The organism is Haloferula rosea (assembly GCF_016595525.1).
Taxonomy (GTDB): Bacteria; Verrucomicrobiota; Verrucomicrobiia; order Verrucomicrobiales; family Akkermansiaceae; genus Haloferula; species Haloferula rosea.
The window spans coordinates 12,503-35,325 of record NZ_JAENII010000014.1 but is presented as its reverse complement, the minus strand read 5'-3'; the positions used below and the strand labels follow the sequence as shown (position 1 = coordinate 35,325).

The following is a 22,823-nucleotide window of genomic DNA, read 5'->3' as shown; positions in this document are numbered from 1 at the left end:
GCTGCGACTTGGAATATCTAGGCGATGAGCAGTTTGCCGGTCGGCAGCAATCAGGGATGTATGACAGCAAGATCAATAGCCCATACCCATCACCTGCTAACTTGATCTAGAATTCTTGAATATGGTGTATTTCCTCTGTGCAGCGTGGCGGTCAAAACGGATGACCTCGATTTCCTTTAGCGGAAACCGCTTGAAGGATTTCCGGATGGGACGCTTCTGCAAGAAGTTCTCGTTTGCAGGTTGTCTCAGACAATAGTCCCTGTTGGACCGTCCCAATTTTGTCTTTAAACCTGAAAGACTTGCCGTGTTTGTAGGCGATTTTTTTTGGCGCGGCTTCCCCGTTGCTACAGCGCTACCTCGACGAGAAGCGAGTTATGGCAAGAGAATGTGTAAGCCATTCAGAGAAGGGGCTGCTTAGTAGTAGCGCAGTTGGGAGGGCGTGGATCGAAGGTTGCCAGAGTTTAGGAGCGCTCGTTGCCGCAATGCCCTGAAGCATTTGCAGTTGTCCGTCGAATCGAACGAATGTTAGTTGCGTGCCATGAGCGACTATCCTAGTGCTCATACCACGAAATCTGAGCAGAAGGAATCTATCTGGTGTCTAGGGATTGTAGCAAAGGGCGAGAATTGCTCTTCAATTGCCTTGCTAGACGGTGGAATAGATGATTGCCTAGTTCTGATCTAATTTGCACAGCTTGATGTGGGAGAATCTAGGATTCAGGGAAAGTCCATATAATACAAATCCCCTGTTTGTTCGCGAAGAGGATGTTGACCTCCTCGTTGGCAGAGACAACGAAGTAGCTTCTCTCTGCACGATCCTTGACAAAGGAGCTGAAGGTGTTGTGGTTATCTCTGGCTCGCCCGGTGTCGGAAAGACGAGCTTTTTGAACGTCCAGCAGTTTTTGCTCGAATCTGAGCGTGCGCTTTTCGGCCCTAAGCTGATGGCTGCCCGCAAGCTCTTGCCGGTAGCCCCTGGGGCAACCGCCCTTGAATTGGCTTTTGGCGCACTCGACAGCTTGTTCAGATCCGTCGATGCGTATTGTATTTCAGCAAGTCGCAAATTGCCCTCCCAGACCAAAAAGATCGGTAAGTGGTTAACTCAACGAGGTGGCGGAAGCGTGAATGTCGGCCTAACCATTGCAGGCTTTGGGGGCAGCTTGGGGAGAAGCGTAGACCTCCCTCCTGTGAAGGACGCAGGCGCAGGGGTGATTGCAGATGCTTTCGAGGCAATCGTTGCTGACGTCTCAAATGAACTTGGGTTTGATGGCGCGATCGTTGTGTTTGACAATCTAGAAAACCTCAAGCCCTCTGAGCTTCAGAGCGTTCTTATATTCTTTAGGGATACTTTCTTTGCGCTAAGCGGCATTTGGTGGATCTTGATCGGTCAGGCGGGGCTCGCAAGGTTAATTCAGACGCTTGATCCGAGAGTATTTGAGAGGATCGAAGGTTCGGGAATAGACATTCTGCCGGTTCCAATGGAGGAGATGGACACCGCTATAGCGAAACGAGTGAGTCGCTTTCATTCCGCTGCTGCTGAGGGCAAGGCCCCGCTCCCGATGGAGGTGCATAGGCTGCTGTATGATGCATCTGGCGGAGAAATGAGATTCGTTTTCAAGTATAGTGATACAGTTTGCACAAAGTTTGTTGAACGGATGCGGATCGAAGCAATAAAGCGCTTAGCAAGCGAGGGAAAGGGAACAACCCGAGAAATGCTCGCAGAAGAGCTCAATAACTCCATCGGTACTGATCTGGTCGAGAATCAGATTGATCAAGATATGGCGTTCAAGATCCTTGGCGATGTCGCGGAGTTGGAGGTCCAAGGGTTCCGCCTTGAGGATCAGCTCATTCGCCTGCTAGAAGCGGTGGGGAAGTGCGGCGAAATCTTGCCGGCGGACTACGAACGTGTCGGAGCGGAATCTGCTGATTGGCTAGAGGCGAAGCTCTCCGACTTGAGCAGAAGGAACTTGGTATTCTGTAAGGAGCCTGAACAGGAAGGAGGTTCTATCAGATTCTCGTTGCGCGGTGTTGTGAAGATTGCCTTTCAGCTCTCACGATTGGGCAATTGTTCCGCATAAGAGATCCAGTTAGACCAGTAATCCGCGCACCATCTCAGTTTATACCCGCTTTCTGGTTGCACTTGGCATGCTCAACTTGTCCATTGGCCACGACCGATCTCCCTCCGTGCGCCCGAGCGACCTTGTGGCCGGCGTGAAATTCCTTGTAAGCTACCTCTTCGCCGCACCGAGCACAGATCTTTTCTTTCGAGCGGGCCCAAATTAGACAGCGCTGGAACTCCGAAAACGAACTTGAATCGATTTCCGCGATTACGTCATTGATAACGTTTGTGAACACTTCAATGCGACTTGCTCGCTTCTTTTCAGAGTTCACTTGGCCACCCAAGAATGTCGTCGCGTAGTCCTTAACCTCTTCCGCATATGTATCCTCGCCTTCCCCCTCACCACGGACCATGGCGATGTAAAGCTGAACTTGTCGCCTAAACTCACGTATTGTATCCCGTAGCTCTGCTCCGTCTTTCTTTAATTGCGCTTGTGTAATGAGCCCCCTTCTTTTGAGCGCGCCGACGAGGGCGTAGAGGTCATTTTCTGCGTTTTTCGGAAAATTCAGATCTTGAATCTTCTGTCCTTCACAAAGTTCCCAGATTTGCTCGAAGGCCTTTCGCAAGAACTTGATCGCGTCATCGAGTGCCTTCTGAGCATCCTTGGGCTCCCTGTATAGATCACAGTAATGGTCGATCGTATCTCTTCGATGCTGGGGGCCGTGGAGCACAAGAATCATGCATTCTAGGCTAAACTGCACATCCTGCATCCGCTTCCACGCTTCGCTTGTTACGACGCCGACGTCGATGAAGTATGAGTCGCTATTTGCAAGCTCTCCTGTGAGAGTCTCACACAGTCCGATCGCAGCATCCAAGAATGCCGTTTTGTTAAAAACGGCATTTCTGATTTCCTGTGGTTTAAGACTGTAAAGGTTCGTATTCATCCGGACAAAGGCCCGAACGGCTTCGGCTCTCTTGCCCGTGACCTTGAATACTGGGAACTCGTATTCATCGAGCGCCATTCGCTCCTCCAGAGCGAGCTCGTTGTAAGTCCCTGCTGCAATCACTTTTTCCGCGAGCTCCGAGTCGACGTCGGAGAGATCATCCTCGGATTCTACCTGTGCGGTTATCACGCTTTCCCGGATCTCGAGTTCTCCTTTGAAATATTCGCTCAACGCCGTCAATCGCTGCCGACCATCGATGACTTCGTATTTCTTGTAGGGTCCCGAGTCATCTTCGAATACGGTAATTGCACCCACTGGAATACCCCTTGCCAAGGAGTCAATAAACAGGGTCTGCGTCTTGGATGTCCAAACTGCCTTTCGCTGGTATTCGGGATCCAGCAACAACCTTGCGTCTGATAGGTGTTGTTTGATTTCTCCGATACGCCACTTGTCAACGCTGATCATGGTTCTATTTTGCTGCGGACTTCCTCTCTTGCCGTTCAGTGATTAGGAGTTCTCCTTTAGCTGCTAAACAGCGTATGTATTCGTGGACGCCGTGCAATCTGAAAGCTGAGGAAGAGGCGTCGAGGGTCCGGCCCGCAGATCGCACACAAGTGGAGACTCTCCCGCGATCAAGGCTGTTTGAGAACTTCCATGCAGGGTGAGCGGTTGTCGGATCTTGGCTTCCTTCGCGGGCGGGCAAGGATGCCCCACTTCTTCAAGCCTCGTCCTCTGAAGCGGCTTGCAAAGCCGCGCTCCCGATTTGAGGCAAGTGCGGCTGGCTTCACTGGTATCGGTCGTCAGAGCCTTGTTCCCTAAGATGCATGCAGCGCTTGGGGTGGCATGTAGGCGGCTTCGGTGAGGGGGATGTTTCTGGAACGGAGCGAACGCTTGAGGGAATCCGCATCGTGCATGGATGAGACGGGGACTCGGAGGAGGTCGAAGGGTGCGCTGGCGAAGAGCGTGTCGACGAAGCGGTCCCGTTCCTGTCGGTCGGGTCGCTGGTGGGAGGTGTCGTCGAGTTCGATCGCGCAGAGGATGCGGCTGCTGGCTTGATCGATGATGACGAAGTCGATGTGTTTGCTGCAGATCCGGTTGAAGGCGGTCTGGTGGTCTCTGCCTTTGGGGGCTTTGAACAGGTCGGCGAGCCGCACTTTTCCGGAGATTGAGCAGGACGGATCGATCAAGCTCTGGAGGCGCCGGTGGAAGATCTGCTCGGTTCTGGTGTGGAGGAAGGTTCGGGCGATGTAGGTGGGGTTCCCGGTGGGAGTCGCGGTTGCTTGCGGATTGCGCGAAGTCCCGGGGCTCATCCAGCCCGGTGTGTCGGTTGGGGGAAGTGGCGGAGGTGTAGGGCGTTTGCGTCTCGCTCGCCGGATGCAGAGCGGAAGGATGACTGCCAGAGCTGCGCCACTGCCAAGGAGGAGGAAGGGTGACACGGATGGACCGCGGACCGGGGCGGGAGTGGGCTGTTTGGGTGAAGACCCTCCTGCCGGCCGGGATTGGGTAACTGGGGGCTTGGGTCGGAGCGCGGGTGCCGTGCGCGGTGGGGCGGCGGCGGGTGGCGCCTTCAGCTTGGGCAGGGTGCTGGTTTCCGAAGGGATGGTCAGGGGGCGGTCGCTGACGGGACGGAGAAAGGAATTGATGTTTGAGGAGGCCGTCCAAGCACCGTTGCGCTTCGCGACCCAGATCATGGCAGGGATGTGGTAAGGGCGTCCGTTCATCCACTTGCCCCAGACGCCGTTGGTCTCCAGGAAACAGTGGGAGTCGACCTTGATGGAGACCTTCAGGCGGGCTTGGATCCCATTCGCTCGATCGGCTTTGGAGAGGGCGTCGTAATAGATGGTTGAGAAGCGGAGCCCTTGCAGGTTCATCCACTTGCTCGTTCCCGCCAGAGTGGCGCAGCTGTAGTGGCCCGCACTGCTCTTGAGGTAGGGGGCGAGATGAGCCGTGGCGGCTTCAGTGACTTGCCGGGCGATGTCCTCCGGAACCGGTTTGCCCAGGGCGGCGACGTCCCTCAAACCGAGCCAGAAGGGGTCTTCGGCACCGACGATGGGAGCAAAGCAGAGGGACAGGATGAACAGGATGTGGCGACCCATGGAGGGATTCTAACCATTCGCCGTTTTTCTGAGACCTACGCGATGGCGGAAAATTCCGCTGAGGTGGACGCGCTGGGGAGGAGCAGACGGCAGCGGTGTGGTGGGGAGGGCGGGCGAATGAGGGGGCTTTTTCAGGGACTGCGGCATCCTGTTCGATCGTCACGTTTTGTTGCTAGGCAGTCATGAAAAAGCATCCTAGGTTCCCCGCCGATGAATCCGAGAACCGCGGGGCTGTTGCTCTTTGTCAGCTTGATTTCCCCATCGACGGCCGCCAATGTTTTGGTCAATGGCGAGTTCGAAGATCCCGTCTTTGTGTTGAATGGCTCGTTCCAGAGCTTTGCTTCGATCCCGGGCTGGGACCCCTTTGGAAGCGCGGTCGCCGTCTATCTTTCCAAGCCGGGACATGGCATCGGGACGTGGCCAAACGGGGGCGCCGAAGGATCCAGCCAGTTCGCCGATGTGGGGAATGCACCGAATACGGGCATCCAGCAGACCTTCACCCTCGGCAGCGAGCTGGTGGCTCCGACGCTGTCATGGTTTGATGCCACCTCGGATCGTGTGGCGTCCGGACTGATCACGGTTTCGAGCTACGTGGTCACGCTGCGGAATGGCTCCGACCAGGTGCTTGTCAGTCAGTCTTACGGAACGGACAGCAAGGTGTGGACCCAGCGCTCGTTGCCGGGCATCCCGACGCTGGCGGCCGGGACCTACACGCTCTCGTTCGAAGCGACCAGCGGGGAACGGCAGAAGGACCTCTTGCTGGACTCGGTGAGCCTCATCCCGGAGCCGGGTTCCACCCTCTTGCTTGGCCTCGGCAGCGCTCTCCTGCTCAGGCGCCGTCGTGCCTGAGGAAATCGTTCCTTGGGATCGAGCGGGTTTTCCTGACGGCTCGTCATGGACCCGCCGTGTCGTGGGTCGAGGGTCTGTCCCGCGGATCGCGCACAGGTGAAGATTTTCCCCGATCAAGGCGGTTTGAGGACCTCCATGGAGGGTGAGCGGTTGTCGGATCTTGGCTTCCTTTGCGGGCGGGCAAGGATGCTTCAGTTCTTCGGCAGTGAGGGGTTTCGGCGCGAATTGATTTAAGAAGTCTTCGGAGGCTGGAAGCCTCCGAGACGGCCTGCGGCAGGATGCCGCAGCCACGGGCTTGGGATGCTGGGAGAGTAGGGAGGCGGGACACTCTTGTCCCGCGTATCAGATCATGACGACAGAACTGTCGGCACCCTCTATTTCACGCGCTGAGCCTTCCTTATCGAATCTCAATGAGTTTGTCCCCTTGCTCCACGAGCTGCACGATCCGAGGCAGCAAGGGCTCGAACCATTCCAGCAGGGCACGGCGGCTGGTGTTGCCGACTCTCAACCAGACGACGGCGGGTGCCTTTGGTGGACTCTGGCTGAGTCTGTGGGGGAAGTCTTCGTCCTTGGTCACCAGAATGGCTTGATGCATGAGGGCATAATCCCAGATGGCGGTATCATCGGCGTCCGCCATACCAAGGTCGATCACGTGCTCGGCTTGGTGTCCGTGGCTGGCAAGGCTACGTGCCAATGCAGGAGGCAGCTGGGCATCAACGACAAAGTGCACAAATTCAGGAGGTCAAAAGGACGGGATGATCGGCTTCACTCGCCGCGTATTGGAGGCATGCGTCGATGTCCTCGTCTTCAAGATAGGGGAAGTCTTCGAGGATTTCCTGTCGGGATACCTTTGACGCGAGCATGTCGAGGACATCTTTGACTCTGACCCGCAGGCCCCGGATACATGGCCGCCCTCCGCACTGTTCCGGATTGAAGGTGATTCTTTCGTTCATGGCGGTAGGGTAATTCACCGTAGAGGTCAGTTCCAGCGCGTTTCCGCCGGGTGCCAGTCAGTGCTGCTGAGGGGTGCAGGTGCTTGAGGCGATGAACCCATCTCGGGTCTCTGTCGAGAGGCCCGCAGGTCGAGCATTCTGAATCACGCTCCTTCTGCCGACAGGGAGGTGGGACACTCTTGTCCCACTGTTGAGCCAATGACGACCTGGAGTGCCGTCACGCCCTCTGGGCTTCCGCCCTCGAGTCGGGGAGAGGGCAGGGATCACCGGAAGCGGTAGGTGGTCAGAGCCTTGCTCCCGCTTTTGTTCAGGAGTCCGCTCTCGACGCCCCGCTTCAAGTCGCGGCTGGCGGTGGCGGTGGAGATGGTTCGGAAGTGGCGGAGGTAGTCTTTTCGGGAGAATGACTTGTCCGAGAACTGACTGCGGGCGTTCCCGAGGCGTTCTTCGGCAGTGAGGGGTTTCGGCGTGAACTGATTCAAGAAGTCTTCGAGCGCGCGATGGATCATCTTCAGGGCGAATTCGACGAAGTGGGTGGAGTCGCCAACCCGGTCTGACGTTTCGAGAGAGTCGTAGTAGGCCTGTTGATGGGTCTTGATCAGAGACTCGACGGGGATGAACTCAAAAGCGGGATGGTAATGGTAGAGCAGAACGCTGTGCCAGAGACGGCCGATTCTTCCGTTTCCGTCCTGGAAGGGATGAATGAATTCCAACTCGTAGTGGAAGACGCAGGAGCGGATGAGCGGGTGGGATGGATCTTCTTTGAGGAATTGGAAGAGTTCCGCCATGAGGAAGGGGACCCGGTCGGCCCGGGGCGCGATGTGTGAAACCGTCGAGCCCTTCACGACGCCGACATTCTTGGTGCGCCACTTTCCGGCATCGGGGATGAGACCCTCCATCAGGATGCGGTGGGCTTTGAGGAGGGCCTTGGCCGAGTAGGGGGAGAAGCCGGTGATCTGATCGTAGGCCTGGATGGCGTTGAGCACTTCCTGAATCTCCTCATGCTGCCCGATCACCTGCTTGCCCTCGAGCAAAGCGGTGACTTGGTCGAGGCCGAGAGTGTTCCCTTCAATGGCCAAACTTCCCTGAACCGTCCGAACGCGGTTCGACTTCCGCAGATGAGGCTGAGGCTTTGGGTGATCCAGTCCTTCGATCCGTCCGATGAAGCGCTCGATCCGACCGATCTCATCCAGCATCCTGGGGGTGATCGAAAAGGGGGGCTTCATGAAATGATAGTATCATGTGATACTATCATGGTCAACTTGGCAGAGGACCTGAGAAGGTCAGAGGTCTGATGGGCTTCGTTCAGGAGCCGGTCAGCAGCACGTCCATAAAGCCTGTTCCCGGGGCGGCTGAGGTTGCAAGGCTTCGGGTGACTGCAGTTCTATCCCCCGGCTCGTTCGAGTTCATCCAAGTCAGCGAGGTCCTGCGGGCGAGCTGCGGTCTTCTTCGCGGAAACGAGATCGGATTTGCCGAGAAAGTGGATCGGGATGTTGTCTTCCTCGGCACTGCTGCGTCGGCACCAAGCTTCGTCAAAAGAGGGCGCCCCCGGTAGCGATGTGAGAAAGTCGATCTGGCACGGCGGCATGCCGATCGCATACTGGAGTCCCTCTTGCTCGAAGTCCTGCTGAGTGACCTCGACCAGTGGAAGGCCGAAGCGATGAAAGGCTCTCGCGACTCGTTCCGCATTCTCGACCGACGGCTTGATCCAAAGATCGATGTCCTTGGTGTAGCGTGGCTGGGTGTAGTGAATGACGGCGTAAGCACCCACGGTGAGATACTCAACCCCCTCTTCGGCGAAGATGCGTAACAGATCTTTGAAGTCGGAGTTCATCAGGATGCTTACCTTGTTTCTTGATCCAGTAGTCGGTGACCAACTCCCACGTGCCAGCCAGTCGTGCCGAGCAACCGGCTTGTTGCCATTGCTGGATCCGATACGCTCTTACTTCGTCGAAAGAACTCAACTTGGCCTGGGCCCAGTGCGAGCGATCTTTCTCTGGTGCAACACCGTCCACGGCAGCGAAAGTAGAGCAAATCGACCCATTCGGCAATGCGGCATCGAGGCTTGATGGCGAGATCGGTGATGAATGGTGCGGGCTTTGTTCAGGAGCCGGTCAGCAGCACGTCCATGAAGCCTGTGCCCGGGACGGCTGAGGTGGGGGTGGGGAAGCGGAAGAGATAGAGGTCGAAATCACCATCAGCGGTTGGAGTGCCGACTTGAATCGCATTGCCGGCCCCGGCGGCAAGACCGGCGAGCGTGTTCGCGGCCCGAACGGTCCAGGTGAAACCGGGCGGTAGATCGCGGCGGATTCGGACTTGGAGTGTCAGGTAGTCATTCGTGTCTCCTACGAGCCCGAGTGCGCTGCCCGGACTGAGTCCTGAGGCGGGAAGCTGGCTGCGATCCGGGACGGTGGGATCCATGCCCATCATGAACTTGGTCAGGTTGTCGACACCGTCCATGGCGGGATTGTCGGTGAAGTCCTGGTCGGCGGCAGGGAGCACGGCGGCCCATGATGCGTAACTGAGGCCTCCAGCAGGCGGAGGGAAGGAGCCGACGCCCACCCCTTGACTGAAGGTGGATGTCTGGCCGGTCATCTCTTCGACTTGATAGGTGTTGAAAGCGAGGTAGTCGCCGGTTCCTGCGAGAAACGGACCGCTGATGTAGTCGACATTGCCACTGTTTGTCGGAGAGCTGGAAATCAGCGTCGTCGTAGTGCTTCCGGCCGAACCCAGATCGACGCGGAAGACGTCGAATTTGGCACCGTCGGTATCCGGTGCGAGAGGATCGAGTTTGGGCGAACTGGAAGCGAAGGCGAAGGTGCTGCCATTCGAGCTGATGCTGAAACGGGGGCCGAAGAATCCGGCGTGCGCAGTCCCGTCGGTGGTGGCGGAGGCGAGCCAGACCTCACCGGTGTCGAGGTCCTTGACGAAGGCATCATTGCCAAAGTTGGCGGGTATTCCGGTGATCATCGGGTTGGCAGGCTTGAAAATGGCCACGAAGCTGCCGGCAAATCCAACGCGTGAGCCATCGTCGCTGATCCTGGGGCCGACGAAGTTGCCGTCGACGACATTGCCGGCGGCATTGCGGTTCACCATGACCACGGTGCCCGTCGAGATCTCGCGGCGACAGACGGCAAGGAACCCGGCCGTCATGTTGGCGCTGCGGTCCGGGTGGGCGTTCACCGAATCGGTGGTGAAGACCACGAAGCGTCCATCGGCGCTCAAGTCGTAGGCGGCTACGGTGGAGGCACCGGTGGTTCCTCCGATTCCGGTCAGTGGCGATCCATCCGAGGCGAGGGAGACGATTTCGAGTGATTCAGTTTGGCTGTCGTAGCGATAGACGGCGGATCGGCCGTTCGTGCTCGGCAGCCCGGGGTCGGAGGGGAGGAGGTTTCGCGAGGCGCTACTAAAGGTGACGTAGCGGCCATCCGCGGAAATTTTGGGTTCATTGCAGGGTTCCTCAGCCAATCCGGTGATCAGGCGGGTGGTGCCGGTCTGGCGGTCCCGCCAATAGACATGCTTGGCGTGGTTGCTGGAGCCACTCACGGCGTTCGTGGTGGAGCGCCAGGCGACGAAACGGCCGTCGTCGCTGACTGCGGCATCGCCGACGCCGACATAGGTGCCGCTGTTTCCCGAGACATACTCGAGCGTGTCGGCGGAGATCTGCCGGAGATGGAGGCCGCCTTGGGTGATGCCAGGTGTGGACCCGGTCACCGGAGGACCGGTGACGATAGCGACCCAATCGCCGTCTGAGGAGAGGTCGACAATGTCGGCCGAACTTTCATGGGTCTGGTTGTTGGCGTCTCCGGTCAGGAGGCGCACTTCGGCGTGGAGCGGAATCAATCCGAGGGCAGTGAAGGCCAAGAGGTGGGGGAGTCTCATCGCGCTGTAATTTTCCTGATGGGTGGGATTCGTCGAGTCGAAATGAACCCGCGAGCACTGGAGAATATTTTGCATCTCCAAAATGATCGATTTCCTGTATGGAGTCCGGGCGTCGCCATGGTATCGTTCATGAATTTGCCCTTTCGATCCACCCGTTTCTTCCGTTTCGGCCGCTCGTTGCCGGTCATGGTTCTCGTGCTGAGTTTCTTTGCCGGGGCGTCGGGTCCTGCGGCCAGGGGCAGTGATCTGGAGGCGGAGATCAACGGGTATGTGAAGTCCTTGCGTGCCAAGCGGGTGATTCGCAGTGATGAACGGACGGCGTGGTTGGTCTATGATTTCACGGCGCGGGAGAAACTGGTCGGGATCAACGAGAACACGTCGCTGCAGGCGGCGAGCATGGTGAAACCCTACCTGGCGCTGGCGTTCTTTCATCAGGTCCGGGCGGGCAAGCTTCTGTATGGGCCGACGAGTCGGCGGCACATGGAGTTGATGATCCAGAAGAGCAACAACGCCTCGACGAACTGGGTCATGAAACAGACCGGCGGGCCGGCGGCGACTCAGGCGCTGCTGAAGCGGCATTACCCGTCGCTTTGTCATCAGCTCTCGCTGGTCGAGTACATCCCGGCGGGTGGTCGGACCTACCGCAACCGCGGGTCGGCGGGCGACTATGCCCGCTTCCTGGATGCCCTCTGGAACAAGCGACTGCCCGAGTCCACCGAGATGCTTCGTCTGATGGGCTTGCCGGGAATTGATCGCCTCTACACCAAGGCGAAACGGGTTCCGAAGGGGACCATGGTTTACAACAAGACGGGGAGCACGGCGATGTGCTGTGGCGACATGGGCATTCTGGTGGCGCGGGGAAGCGACGGAAGGTCTTACCCCTACATGCTCATCGGCATCATCGAGAGCGGGAGCCGGAACCGGGCTTATGGTCCGTGGATCTCGAGTCGCGCGAATGTGATCCGTGAGGTGTCGAACCTGACCTACTTGTCGATGAAGAAGCGCTATTCGCTTTGAGCAGCCTGTGGGCCCGCCTGTGAGCCCGCTGCGCGGGAGTGGTGGCCCGCTGCGCGGGAGTGCCGAGTGAAAAGTGGGGAGTTGTGTGATGGGCGCGATGCGCGACTGGAGTCGCGCGCTCCGTCCGAGGCTGGCATCGCTTGGCCCCTCAGCCCCTCAGGCCCTAACCCCTTGGGTGGAGTGGCGTGGTGGGTCTGAGACGCTTGAGTGTCGGGTTCCCTGCCAATGCTCTTGCCGGGGGAGGGACTCGGAGATACTTGGGGCCGTGAGCTCTTACATCGAAGTGGACAAGGCGACCCTGCCGGACGGGACGATTCTGTCGTTGCATTTGGACGGCAACGACTTCGTCCTGGAGTATGATGGCCTGGAGTTGATGAGCACGAACCTGACGCATTCCGAGCAGCTGCTGGCGGAGTTGGGTTGCGTGGATATCGTCGAAGGGGCGCCAACGCGGCCGGAGCATCCGCGGGTGCTGATCGGCGGACTGGGGATGGGCTTCACACTGAAGCGGGTGCTGGAACTGATCGGCTCGCCGGCCACGGTGGAAGTGGCGGAGTTGATGAGTCAGGTGATCGAGTGGAACCAGACCTATCTGGTGGATCACAATGGCCCTTTGCTCGAGGATCCGCGCACGGTTGTGGTCTTGTCGGATCTCCACGACTGTCTCGGCGAAGGGGACACCTATGATGTGATCCTGATCGATATCGATGACACGCCGGATGAGGTGATCACGATGGGCAATGTGAAGCTCTACACGCCGGAGTTCCTGGCGATGCTGCGCAAGTCACTCAATCCGGGGGGGCGTCTGGCCTACTGGGTCGCCGAGCCATCGCCGAAGCTGGAAATGGTGCTGAAACGTGCCGGGTTCTCGGTGACGGAGCATCTGGCGAAACACCACGAGGATGCCGAGGAAGCATGGCACCGGATTTATGTGGCAACGGTCGAGCCGGGAGATTGAGAACCCGGAGGGTTGAAGTCGGGGGAGGGGAGACTTGAGCGTTGCGCGGGTGGTGGTCCTTCAGGCGGGGCTACTCGGGGGCGGGTGCTGGGTCGGGATCTTCGCTGACTTGATAGAATCCGCGGGGTGGGGTCATTTCGACGGGGAATTCGATGAGCTCGCGTTCGGCATCGGTGCTGGTGCGGCGGGTGGCGATGGGGAGCCAGGGGTCGGTGAGGGTGCTGCTGTGGCGGATGGTGTAAAGGTATCCGGGGGTGGCGGGGAAGCTGATGATGCCGCCATCGGCAACCGCGGGGTCGGCGGTGAAGGTAAGCCCGGAGGTGGTGAGGATGGGGCCGAAGGTGGTATGGGAGTAGCGCCAGAAGGCATAGTTCTCGATGTCGGTGGCGCCGGTGGTGTCGTAGCCGTCGACGGGGTCCTCAAGTTCACTGAGGATATTCATGAAGGTGGGCCAGTTCGGCCAGATCTCGCCGGGACCGACATGGGCCTGGATGGCGACGCGGCATTTGCCGACGAAGGCGGTCTCTCTCTCGAACTCGGTGGCGTCATCGATTTCGGCAAAGGTATCCTTGGAGGTGGTGAAGGTCATGAGGCTGACGCCATCCAGCACGGCATTCACGGAGGCATACCAGGCGTTGCGGTCGGGTTCGTCGACCCATCCGGCGGTGGTGGAGGGGAATTTCCCCCAGTTCCACGGGATGTCGGCGTAGATGGGGAGGGACGCGTAGCCGGCGCCATCGAGCAGGGCGCGGACGTCGAGGTAGAGCTGGAGGAGATCGTCGAGGAAGGCGCGCCGGATGGCGGGGGTGCCGCCGCCGGAGTCCTTCCAGGCATTCAGGGTCTGCGGTTCGACGTCGAGGTGGAGGGCGTCGAATTTTTCTTCGGGCAGGGTGGCGACGTCGTTGAAGTCGATCAGTCGTGCCTGGATCTTGTTGAGGAGGGAGACGGGGTTGGTGAGTTCGGTGCTCGGGTCACCGGGGTCGAACTCGCTGAGGAGGAGCTGGGACTCGATGCCTGCGGCGTGGAGCTTGGCATTCCACTCGCGGTATTTGGCGCGCTCGGCGTTGATGCCGGGTCCGGTGCCGTAGCTGCCATAAACGCGGGTGACGCCCCATGCGGTCATGAAGGCGATCTCGGCATCTTCCTTGGCGCTGTCGCCCACGACGACGCTGGAGCCATGGGGGCTACTGCCGGTGGGAACGGTGGTGTTTCCCCAGAACCAGGTGCCGCGCTCGGGGGTGGCACGGGTGAGGAGGGTGAAGCCGAGGAGCAGGGCAAGCGTCGTGAGTTTCCGGTGGATCGGCATGATGGGAGGGGAGAGTGGAATGGGGAAGTGTGCCGGATGGAGGGGGATTTTACGACTGGAAAAGGTGGTGGGGGAATGAGGTGGGGAAGAATCGGAGCGGGACGCTCCGAAAACGGACTGGAGCGGGACGCTCCAGCCACGGGGGGCGCTCCAGCCACGGGGTGCCCCTGAGGGGGTCACTTTTTGAGCAGGCCTTCGTGGTCGAGGTGCTCCATGATTTTCAGGGCGGCGTAGGCGTCGTTGGCGGCGTAGAGGAGTTGGGCGCGGGTCAGCTCGCGCCGGGACCAGTTGCTGGTGGTGGTGGACTTGGATTTCTTGAATCCCAGTTTCAGCAGGGCGCCCATGGCACCACGCACGCCGATCTGGCCACGGTAGCCGAGCTTGCGGAAGGTCTGGTCGAGATCGAGGACGTGGTTGAGCGCGATGCCGAAGCGGCTGCGGATCTGACCGTGGTCGTTCTTCAATCCGAAGCCGACCTTGAGGAGTTTCTTGGAGCTGATGAGTTTGGCGCAGGCTTCCTCGCATTCCTTGCGATGGAGCTGGAAAAGGTAGGCGCGGTCGGTGAGTGCGAATTGCATGAGGTGGGGCCCATCGCTTTTCTGGCCCACGCGGAAGGTTGGTCGGGCTTCGGTGTCGAAGCCGGCCACACCGGCAGCGAGGATTTCATCGACGGCGGTCCGGCACTCGGCGTGGGTGTGCGGGACGTGGATGTCGTCGAGAGTGAGCCCGGGGAAGGGGGGGAGCAGCGCGGTCTCCGCCTTGGTCGGTGCGGTGGGTCGGGCGGGCGTGGAATCTCCCGTTTTCTTCGCGTTGCCGGAGGCTTGGGGCTTCGAAGCTGAAGCGGTTGAGCCGGGCTTGCGGCGGCGTGGACGGGATTCGGATGGACTCATCTTTCGGGATCGGCGGGGTGTGGTGGGGGAGACTTTGAGTGGCGGGAAAGCCGGGTTGGATGGGTCTGGCGGTCTAGCAGCCCGGTCCGCGTGGGAAGGTCAACAGGTTGACCGCGATGATCGCAAGACCGAAGGACCGGAAGCGTAGAGGGTGGGATCACCTTTTTGGGTTCACCGCTCTCGATCGGCTGGTCTCGGGGGCGACGGATTTTTCGAAGCAAAGCAGCAAGTCATGATGAAGAACATCCTCAAAACGGTGGCGGTGGCTGCCTTGGTGGCACTCGGGTCAGAGGTGCGGGCTGCGGGCGGGGACGAAGGTCCTGTGGTGCTCGGGCGCGGTGTCGGGTTGTTTGAAGTCGGCGGGTTGCTGGAGTCGGATGACTTCAAGGACCTGGACGATTGGGTGGTGCAGCTGGAGGACAAGGAAGACGCCGGGAAGGCGAAGGTCGAAGCCCGTGAGGGGAAGCTGGATTGCTTCGTGCCCGGGGTGGGATGCACGGTGTGGTTCAAGAAGAAGCTCAAGACGCGCACGGCGATCACGTATGAGGTGGTTTGTCCCGCGCCAGCCTCGGAGTCGCGTGATCTGGCGCCGAGTGATCTAAATCAATTCTGGATGGCGACGGATCCTGCGGATGCTGGGCGCGGGTTGTTTGATGCGGAGCGGTATGACGGTGGATTCGGGTCTTACGACAAGATGCATGGCTACTACGCCAGCACCGGTGGCGGGCGGAACACGACGACGCGTTTCCGCCGCTATCCTCGGCAGGTGGATGGCAAGCCGGCGGACCACCTGGCCTTGACCGGGCGGGACGGTCAGGAGGAGTTCATGATCGCCCCGGACAAGGTGATGAAGGTGCAGCTCGTGGCTTATGATGAGGTGATCCAGTACATCGTGGACGGAAAGCTGATCTACGAGGTGGCTCCGGGCGATGAGGTGCAGGTCGAGTCGCGCGACGGCAAGGGCGCGAAGGTGAGCAAGCCGGCGGTCTATGGGGAGGAAGCTTTTCCTTCCTATCGGGAAGGGTTCTTCGGCTTCCGAATGGTTCGGACCCACCACCTTTACTCGAACTTCCGCGTGCATGAACTCAAGCCGGCCCGGACCAAGGTGGAGGTGGACTCGATCGAGGAGCTCCGCGCGGCAGGTTCGAAGAGCAACCAGCATGTGGTGATGAAGCCGGGGACTTATGTCCTCGAGGATCTGATCAATGGACGGGTGGGACTCGAGTTCACGGGATCGAACAACCACTTCGATCTGTCCGGCGTTACGCTGATCACACCGCTGCGGGTCTTCCAGGGGCGCGATGTGAACCGCCGGCGGAGCCGGGGAGGGTTGGGAACGATCGAGATCAGGGGGGACAAGGTGAGCTTCGTCGGTGCGACCTTTGAGAATACCTATGCCGAGCCGCTGGACCCGGTGATCGACTTCGGCAGCTACAACCAGAACCCGGACAACTATCCTTCTCGTGGGGTGACGGAGATGCGTCTTCGTGGTGATGACATCCGGGTGGAGGACTGTCGTTTCACGGTCAGGGGATCCTATCCCTACGGCTACGGGAACATGTATGGCATCGGCGACGATCCGGCGGTGCCGCTGCGCAAGCACTGCGGCATCCTGATCACAGGTGACCGGGTCATCCTCGATGGTTGTTATGTGAAGATGGAGGCATTCGGCCATGCCATCTTCGTGCAGGGCGGGGACGAGATTATCGTCCGCAATACGGAGGTCGAGGGGGAGGTGCGGCCAAGCAATGATTTCCTCGAGGAGAATGACGATGGCGATCTGGCGAAGCGCTTCGGCCACCGGATCCAATGGCCGGAAAACGTGAAGGGTCTGCCGGTTTGCGGCGATCACATGATCAATCTAACGGAGGACGGGATCCGGGCCTACGCGGGGACGGGAAAGATGACGGTGGAGAATTGCAAGGTCACCAAGTGCCGCGGCGGCATCAAACTGTACATGGCGAAGAGCGCGACGATCACCGACAGCGAAGTGCGTGACTGCGTGATCCAGGGGTTCTCGATTCCGAGTCGCGGGGAGATCATCCGCTGCAAGGGGAACGCGGCTTACGGGCCCTTGCTCTACGTGCACATGGACTCGCACTCGTCCCAAAAGATCGACCTCGAAGTGCTGCCTGCGCCCCATGCCCTCGGGGATCATCCGCTGGCGGCGATCAAGGGGCAGGGGCACCACATCCGTTTGTCCAGCAAGGGAGCCGTGGACCTGCAGCGGCCGGTCATCATCGGCTATCCGATGCGCTTCGATTATCTAACGGCCGACTTTCCGAAGGTCCCGGAGGCCTATGAGGAGAACTTCAAGAGATTCGCGCCGGATCGGTATCGTGCCACGGACATCCGGCTGGAGAACCGTACGGCGATCCCGGTGGTCCTCGGTGAGCAAGCCGAGGGGAACGAGGTGATCAGCGACGGCAAGGTCCGGGATCTGGGACGGCGGAACCGCCACGTCGGGCTGGTCTCGGAGAAGAACTAGAACGGGCCTGCTCTGGCCGGCGACCTTCAGGTGCCTTCCCCGAGGACTTCCACGCGGAAGAGTCCGCTGGTGGAGGAGGTGGTATCGACCGGGTGGCTGGTGGTCGGCAGCGTGGCGGGGATTTCCCCGGTGGCGGGGACCCATTCGGAGTTCACGGCCGACCATGTGAGGATGCGGTAGGTCTTCCCTGCGACGCCGTCCCAGCGGATGGAGGCGGCGTTCGGGCTGTCTTGTTCGATCCATGCGTGGAAGCGTGAGGCGGAGTCCATGGGGTCGGTGCCCGCGCGCCATTCGTCGATGTCGCTGGTGCCATCGCGGTCCTGGTCTTCGAGGGGGCCACCGGAGGAGGTGGTCAGATCTCCGAAATGGGTGAGTTCCCAATCGTTCGGGAGCGGGTCACCATCGTCGGTCGTCGCCGACAGCGCGGCGGAGGGCATGGATTCGTTGGCGTTGGCCGAACGGTCCCTCGTGGTCACCGTGTAGGCATAGGTGGTGGCGGGTGAGAGACCGGTGTCGGTGAAGGTCGGGTCGAGCTGCCAACCACTGTCGTGGGATCCGTTGGGGATGGAAGTATTAGAGAAGTAGTATTCCACGCCGGAGGGATCGCTGGCCACCGTGGCGGCCATGGTGATGGAGGTGGTTCCTGCTTCCGCTGGTGCGGATGCCCAGGTGGCGGCATCGGGAGTCGGTGCGGCGAGGTCCAGGGCTGCCCAGACACCGTCGTGATCGGAGAGGCTGCCGCTGCTGTAGACGCCGGAGCTTGAGAAATGGGACATGCTGGCGACGTGGTCGACCCAGTCGGTTTTTCTCTGCACGAGGTCGGGCATGATGCCGTCGAGCAGGGTGCCGTTGATATTGAAGTCGCCGAGCATGAGCACGCGGCCCTGTTGGGAAATTGCGTTCGGGCCGAGTCGTTCGAGGACGTACTCGCGGAATTTCACCATGCCGGCCTCTTCCGATGAAGTGCCTCCATCAGCGGGGTCGTAGGTGTTGTGGTAGTTGAAAATGTGGACGATCTCGCTGCCGATCTCGATCTGCACGTGCTGCCCGTGGCGCTCCCACTTGTCGTAGGTGGGGTCGGTATTGACCAGCTTGTGGTGGGTGCTGACGAAGGGATATTTCGAAATGATGGCGACCGAGGTTTGTTTCGGTGTCTCCCAGAACCAGTAGTCGGTTTCCTGATTGATTGTGCGGTAGCGGTAGGGGTAGTCGGCGAAGACGGATTGCACGGCGGCCCAGCAATCGCCATTGTCGACCTCCTGCAGGCAGAGCACGTCCTCGTTCTGCATCAGGGTGTCGCGGAATGCGGTGAGATTGGCGAGCGGGGTACCTTCGCCGTCAGGGCCCTTGCCACCGTGGATGTTGTAGGTGAGCACCCGGAGCTTGTCGGAAATGGTCGCCGCGCTGCCGGAAATGTTGATCGCGCCGATCCGGGTGGCGGCCTGGCCGTCGTTGTTGGGGCGGGTCCGGTCGGTGAAGGCGATTCGGAGGACCACGAGGTCTCCCGCTGCGACCTCACGGGTATCGCTGAAGGTGACGGTGCCTTGATTGCCGTTGCTGGTCGGCGAGGTGAACAGCTCACCAAACTGGGAAAACTCGTCGCTCGATACCTTGACGAAGAGACCGGCGTCGCGGGCTCCGTAGTTGGAGCCGTTGTTGGAGTTGTTGTACAGTTTGAAGCTCAGCTCATCGAGGACCATGTCCTGCGCGGCGGTGAAGCTGACTTCGATATACGGTCCGTTGGCCATGTGGGCCACCCGGAGGGTTCCGGACATGGTGCCGCTGCCACCTGCGCTGGAACCGAAGCGGAACTGTTTGTCGAGCCCGTCACCCAGGCCTTTGACGCGGTATTGGCTGCCATGTTCAGCGAAGAACACCGCGTTGCTGCCGAGTGTCGTGGTCGCGGAGGACGATGCGACAAGGTTGCCATCGGTCTGTCCGTCGAGGCGGTCCAAGGCATCGGCCGTGCCGCCGCTGACGCTGTCGTAGTAGAGGATGGTGTCTGCATCGGCCTGCGGAGACGCGATCCACCCGAGTGCAGCGGCAGTGATGCAAGTGAGGGCGAGCTTCATGGGTTTGGGTTTCAAAGCGGTAAGCACCTACATTGGGTGGTGAACGCGATGGATTGGGACACCAGAATCGCGCAGATTGGCGATCTTGCAACCGGGTTGGCGGGGCTGGGTTGTGGGAGCGTGGGCCGTTTATCCCCGCGGAACTCCATGCCGGAGATGGGACAGGGCGAGATTGGCGAGGGTTTCAGGGGTGTCGGTGATCGCCAGTTGCCAGGTGAGGGCTTCGTGTTCCGGGGGTTCGAGGGCGTCGAGCTGGGAATCGAGCAAGGAGCCGGGCATGAAGTGGTCGCTCTCCGCGGCCCGGCGGGCGAGCCGTTCGGCGAGCTGGTCGCGGGAACCGTGGAGGTGGATGAAGGCGGTCGCTCCGTCGCTGCCTCGCAAGCTGTCCCGGTAGGCGCGCTTCAGGGCCGAGCAGGCGAGAACGAGGGGAGGTGCCTCGAGGGGGTGCGCGGCGATGCGAGCCCGAAGGCTTTGTAGCCACGGCTCCCTGTCGGCGTCGGTGAGGGCGATGCCCGATCGCATTTTGGCGATGTTTTCCGCCGGGTGGAAGTCATCGGCATCAAGGAAGGGGCCGCCGAGCCGCTCTGCCAGCAGGGGGCCCACGGTGGATTTCCCCGAGCCGGACACGCCCATGATGACGATGGCCTGGATGGGGTGATCCTTCATGCGGACCAAGCTAGCGTCTCTCCGGGTCCGATGAAAAGAGCGACGCCCCGGAGGACGCAGCGGCCTCAGCGTTTCTCGACCCGGCCGTCCGGGAAAACCCGGCGGGTGCAGGCGACACCCTGGGAACACCGCTGCGCGACCACGCGGACATCGACGTACTGGGCGGCCCTCGAGTTCTCTGCCACTTCATTGCCCACGCGGGTTGCGATGGCGGCACTTCCAAGTGCGGCAATGGGCGGGAGCATGAGGAAGGCCGCCCGATCCATTTCGGCGCTGGCTCGGAAAAGACCGCCGGTGGCCGCATCCAGCGTGCCGGGTTGGGTCAGGCGTTCGGTGTAGGGCGGATAGACGTCGTAGTAGATGGCGTAGATGGTGTTCGGGCGGGTCTGGAACTCCAGGTCGACCTCTTCGTCGCCTCCTTGTGGCCAGTTGAATCCCACCCGCACCCGGTTGTGCCCAGGCCGGAGTGCTTGTTCGGTGCCACGGACTTTGCGGTCGTTGATGGAAACGAGTTCAATGCCGTCGATGCGATCACGGTGTTCGGCGTCCGGGGTGGCATCAAGCACCGCCATGCCAGCGGGCGGTGCCTGCTGGATGGTGCTCCCGCAGGAGGCGAGGGCCACGCATCCTGCGGCGAGGGCAAGGCGGGCGAGGATGGGCAACGCACGCCGGGAGCGATGGCTGTGTGGCTCGGCTGATGGTTCCGTGGATGGACGGGTCTGGAATGGATGTGGCTTCATGGAATCGGGAGGTCATGGAGTGGCGATCCTGCGAGGGATCTCACTCATGGGCTCCGGATTCCCGGATGAAGGTTACACAAAAACTGACTCGGGCCCGGGACGGGGCCTCAGATCAGGTCGTTGAGATAGGAAATCAGGTCGGACGAGGTGACGATGCCGACCAGATGGGTGCCGTCGACGATGGGCAGCGAATGGAAGTCGGCCTTGGCGAGGATCTCGGCGGCGTCGCGGATGGTGGCGGTGTGGGGCAGGGTGACGGGATCACTCTGCATCAGGTCCTCGAGGGTCATGCTGTGATCGAGCGTGGCGTCCACGGCGGCGATGGATTCGCCGAAGGCATCACCGAAGCTGACGCGCATCAGGTCGGTCCAGCTGACGATGCCTGCCAGCTGTCCATTGTTGACCACCGGGAGGTGTCCGACGCCGGACTCGGTGAAGGTTTGGCGGACTTTCGAGATGGGATCGCCGTGGGTCAGGGTGATGACGTGACGGCTCATGATCTTCGAGATGGGTTCGTTCCGTTTCATGGTTGTCCACAGGGTAGGGGCAAGCCTAGCCGGGCCCATCGCCTGACTGGGGAAAGGGTCCGCATATTTTCGGAAAAGGCCGCGCTGCGGCCCGACCTGAGAGGGCGTTCAGCGCAGGATGCGCTTGGTCAGGTTCTCGGGGAGGACGTCGACGTTGTTGGAAGCCCATTGGCGGGCGGCTTCGGCGTCGGACTTCATCCAGTTGTTGAGGTAGCGGTTGTAGTAGCCTTCGCGGGCTTTGGTGTCGGCGAGGTTGGAAACGAAGTTGAGTGAGGTTTCGGGATCCTTGCGGAAGGACTCGCTGATGAAGACGCGCTTGGCACCGTCGTAGTCGGGATCGTTGCCGAGTCCTGCGAGCCAGTTGGCGGCTTCGACGGGGTTCTGGCGGGCGTAGTGGCGGGCGATGCCTTCGGCGGCCTCGCTCTGGGTGTCTGACGGGAGGGTGTCGACCCACTGGCGTGCGGCATCGAGGTCCTGGCGGGCCCAGCGGTCGGCGACGGTTTCGGAGACGTCGCGGCGGGTTCGGGTGTCTGCGATGGAGGCATTCCATGCGCCGGCCTGGGCGGGGTCGAGGTCGACGAGTTCGTCGGCGAAGCGACGGGATGCCTGGGAGCGCAGGCCGTCGTCGGAGACGCCATTGATCCAGCTGGAGGCGTATTCGAAGCCGTATTGGGTGATGTAGCGTTCCATGCCGCGGAGTCCGCGCTCACGGGTTTCGCCGGGTTCCATCTGGACGAGGTAGTCGCGGGCGAGGTCGGGATTGACGGCGGCCATGCCGCGGAGTGCGCCGATGACCCAGTTGTTGACGGATCCGGCATCTTCGCTGGAGGAGGCCCAGGCGAAGGCGCCTTCGGGATCGGTGGCGGCCCAGGTGCTGACGGCGGTTTCGCGTTCCCAGTCTTCGGCCCCGTTTTCCTGCAGGTGGCCGAGGGCTCCGAGTGGGTCACGCTCGGCCCATGCCTGGAGGACGAGTGAGCGTTCCGATCCGCGCAGTTGAGACTGGGGCGAGGAGGCGATGGCGAGGTAGGCTTCGGCGAATTGATCGGTGGGGAGCCGGTCGAGGTAGGCGAGCAGCCTTTGGGTGCGTGCGAGGCGGCTGGTGGAAGCGAGGATGTCGTCGAGTTCCTGGATGGCGTTCATGCCTTCCGGGCGGCTGGTGTCGGTGGAGCGTTCGCGGCTGGTGGCCTGTTCATTGCGCTGGAGGCGTGACGACGGGCGGTCGCGTGCGGGGACTTCCGAGCGGGCGGACTTGCTGGATTCCGAGTCCGATGAGGTGGCGGTGGTCCGACCGATCATGATGCCGGCAGCGAGAGCGAGGCTGACGCCTCCAGCGGTTAGGGCCCAGGATGGAAGTTTCATGGTGGTGAATGAACGCTTCCGGGGGG

General features: G+C 60.6%; 19 protein-coding genes. 5 read left to right on the top strand and 14 right to left on the bottom strand.

What is annotated here, in order from left to right; genetic code table 11:
- Nucleotides 1–695: 695 nt before the first annotated feature.
- Nucleotides 696–2,072, top strand: a complete 1,377-nt coding sequence (locus JIN81_RS15745; protein WP_234045072.1) for an ATP-binding protein — start codon at nucleotides 696–698, stop codon at nucleotides 2,070–2,072.
- 34 nt (nucleotides 2,073–2,106) lie between these two features.
- Here the strand turns inward: JIN81_RS15745 and JIN81_RS15740 are convergent, their stop codons facing one another.
- Both JIN81_RS15740 and JIN81_RS15735 read right to left on the bottom strand, forming a co-directional pair.
- Nucleotides 2,107–3,462, bottom strand: coding sequence for an HNH endonuclease family protein (locus JIN81_RS15740; RefSeq protein ID WP_200282043.1), 1,356 nt, complete (start codon nucleotides 3,460–3,462; stop codon nucleotides 2,107–2,109).
- Between the two features lie 350 nt (nucleotides 3,463–3,812).
- Nucleotides 3,813–5,093 carry a DUF2726 domain-containing protein gene (locus JIN81_RS15735; protein ID WP_200282040.1) on the bottom strand — a complete coding sequence of 427 codons (1,281 nt, stop codon included), beginning with the start codon at nucleotides 5,091–5,093 and terminating at the stop codon, nucleotides 3,813–3,815.
- Between the two features lie 210 nt (nucleotides 5,094–5,303).
- On the opposite strand from JIN81_RS15735, the gene JIN81_RS15730 reads away from it, so the two are divergent.
- Nucleotides 5,304–5,942 (top strand): PEP-CTERM sorting domain-containing protein, encoded by a 639-nt coding sequence (locus JIN81_RS15730; RefSeq protein WP_200282037.1) that lies wholly within the window; start codon nucleotides 5,304–5,306, stop codon nucleotides 5,940–5,942.
- A 397-nt stretch (nucleotides 5,943–6,339) separates the two neighbouring features.
- On the opposite strand, the gene JIN81_RS15725 is transcribed toward JIN81_RS15730, so the two are convergent.
- The 5 genes from JIN81_RS15725 to JIN81_RS15705 all read right to left on the bottom strand — a co-directional run bounded on the left by JIN81_RS15725 (nucleotide 6,340) and on the right by JIN81_RS15705 (nucleotide 10,849).
- A complete protein-coding gene (locus JIN81_RS15725) occupies nucleotides 6,340–6,672 on the bottom strand; it encodes a DUF5615 family PIN-like protein (protein WP_200282034.1) in 333 nt (110 codons plus the stop codon).
- 4 nt (nucleotides 6,673–6,676) lie between these two features.
- Nucleotides 6,677–6,895 carry a DUF433 domain-containing protein gene (locus JIN81_RS15720; protein ID WP_200282030.1) on the bottom strand — a complete coding sequence of 73 codons (219 nt, stop codon included), beginning with the start codon at nucleotides 6,893–6,895 and terminating at the stop codon, nucleotides 6,677–6,679.
- Between the two features lie 263 nt (nucleotides 6,896–7,158).
- Nucleotides 7,159–8,118: a Fic family protein gene (locus JIN81_RS15715; RefSeq protein WP_200282027.1), complete on the bottom strand. Its 960-nt coding sequence runs from the start codon at nucleotides 8,116–8,118 to the stop codon at nucleotides 7,159–7,161.
- 158 nt (nucleotides 8,119–8,276) lie between these two features.
- On the bottom strand, nucleotides 8,277–8,726 hold the full coding sequence (locus JIN81_RS15710) for a hypothetical protein (protein WP_200282024.1): 450 nt from the start codon (nucleotides 8,724–8,726) through the stop codon (nucleotides 8,277–8,279).
- A gap of 269 nt (nucleotides 8,727–8,995) precedes the next feature.
- The gene (locus tag JIN81_RS15705; RefSeq protein ID WP_234045069.1) at nucleotides 8,996–10,849 is read right to left on the bottom strand and encodes a TolB family protein; all 1,854 of its coding nucleotides are present in this window, start codon (nucleotides 10,847–10,849) and stop codon (nucleotides 8,996–8,998) included.
- A gap of 54 nt (nucleotides 10,850–10,903) precedes the next feature.
- Here JIN81_RS15705 and JIN81_RS15700 point away from each other — a divergent pair, with 54 nt between their 5' ends.
- Nucleotides 10,904–11,791, top strand: coding sequence for a serine hydrolase (locus JIN81_RS15700; RefSeq protein ID WP_200282018.1), 888 nt, complete (start codon nucleotides 10,904–10,906; stop codon nucleotides 11,789–11,791).
- 265 nt (nucleotides 11,792–12,056) lie between these two features.
- Nucleotides 12,057–12,749 (top strand): spermine/spermidine synthase domain-containing protein, encoded by a 693-nt coding sequence (locus tag JIN81_RS15695; protein WP_200282015.1) that lies wholly within the window; start codon nucleotides 12,057–12,059, stop codon nucleotides 12,747–12,749.
- 70 nt (nucleotides 12,750–12,819) lie between these two features.
- Here JIN81_RS15695 and JIN81_RS15690 read toward each other — a convergent pair whose 3' ends face one another.
- Together JIN81_RS15690 and JIN81_RS15685 are read right to left on the bottom strand one after the other, a co-directional pair.
- Nucleotides 12,820–14,055, bottom strand: coding sequence for a hypothetical protein (locus JIN81_RS15690; protein WP_200282012.1), 1,236 nt, complete (start codon nucleotides 14,053–14,055; stop codon nucleotides 12,820–12,822).
- Between the two features lie 176 nt (nucleotides 14,056–14,231).
- A complete protein-coding gene (locus tag JIN81_RS15685; protein WP_200282009.1) occupies nucleotides 14,232–14,945 on the bottom strand; it encodes a 3'-5' exonuclease in 714 nt (237 codons plus the stop codon).
- 232 nt (nucleotides 14,946–15,177) lie between these two features.
- Between JIN81_RS15685 and JIN81_RS15680 the strand changes: the two genes are divergently transcribed.
- Nucleotides 15,178–17,433 carry a right-handed parallel beta-helix repeat-containing protein gene (locus JIN81_RS15680; RefSeq protein WP_200282006.1) on the top strand — a complete coding sequence of 752 codons (2,256 nt, stop codon included), beginning with the start codon at nucleotides 15,178–15,180 and terminating at the stop codon, nucleotides 17,431–17,433.
- Nucleotides 17,434–17,459: 26 nt separating this feature from the next.
- Here the strand turns inward: JIN81_RS15680 and JIN81_RS19355 are convergent, their stop codons facing one another.
- The 5 genes from JIN81_RS19355 to JIN81_RS15655 all read right to left on the bottom strand — a co-directional run bounded on the left by JIN81_RS19355 (nucleotide 17,460) and on the right by JIN81_RS15655 (nucleotide 22,797).
- Nucleotides 17,460–19,505 (bottom strand): endonuclease/exonuclease/phosphatase family protein, encoded by a 2,046-nt coding sequence (locus tag JIN81_RS19355; RefSeq protein WP_200281983.1) that lies wholly within the window; start codon nucleotides 19,503–19,505, stop codon nucleotides 17,460–17,462.
- A gap of 129 nt (nucleotides 19,506–19,634) precedes the next feature.
- A complete protein-coding gene (locus JIN81_RS15670; protein WP_200281980.1) occupies nucleotides 19,635–20,171 on the bottom strand; it encodes a gluconokinase in 537 nt (178 codons plus the stop codon).
- Nucleotides 20,172–20,236: 65 nt separating this feature from the next.
- Nucleotides 20,237–20,911, bottom strand: a complete 675-nt coding sequence (locus JIN81_RS15665) for a hypothetical protein (protein WP_200281977.1) — start codon at nucleotides 20,909–20,911, stop codon at nucleotides 20,237–20,239.
- A gap of 107 nt (nucleotides 20,912–21,018) precedes the next feature.
- Complete coding sequence (locus JIN81_RS15660) at nucleotides 21,019–21,438, bottom strand: CBS domain-containing protein (RefSeq protein WP_200281973.1); 420 nt, start codon at nucleotides 21,436–21,438, stop codon at nucleotides 21,019–21,021.
- Nucleotides 21,439–21,546: 108 nt separating this feature from the next.
- Complete coding sequence (locus tag JIN81_RS15655) at nucleotides 21,547–22,797, bottom strand: hypothetical protein (protein ID WP_200281962.1); 1,251 nt, start codon at nucleotides 22,795–22,797, stop codon at nucleotides 21,547–21,549.
- Nucleotides 22,798–22,823 lie beyond the last annotated feature (26 nt).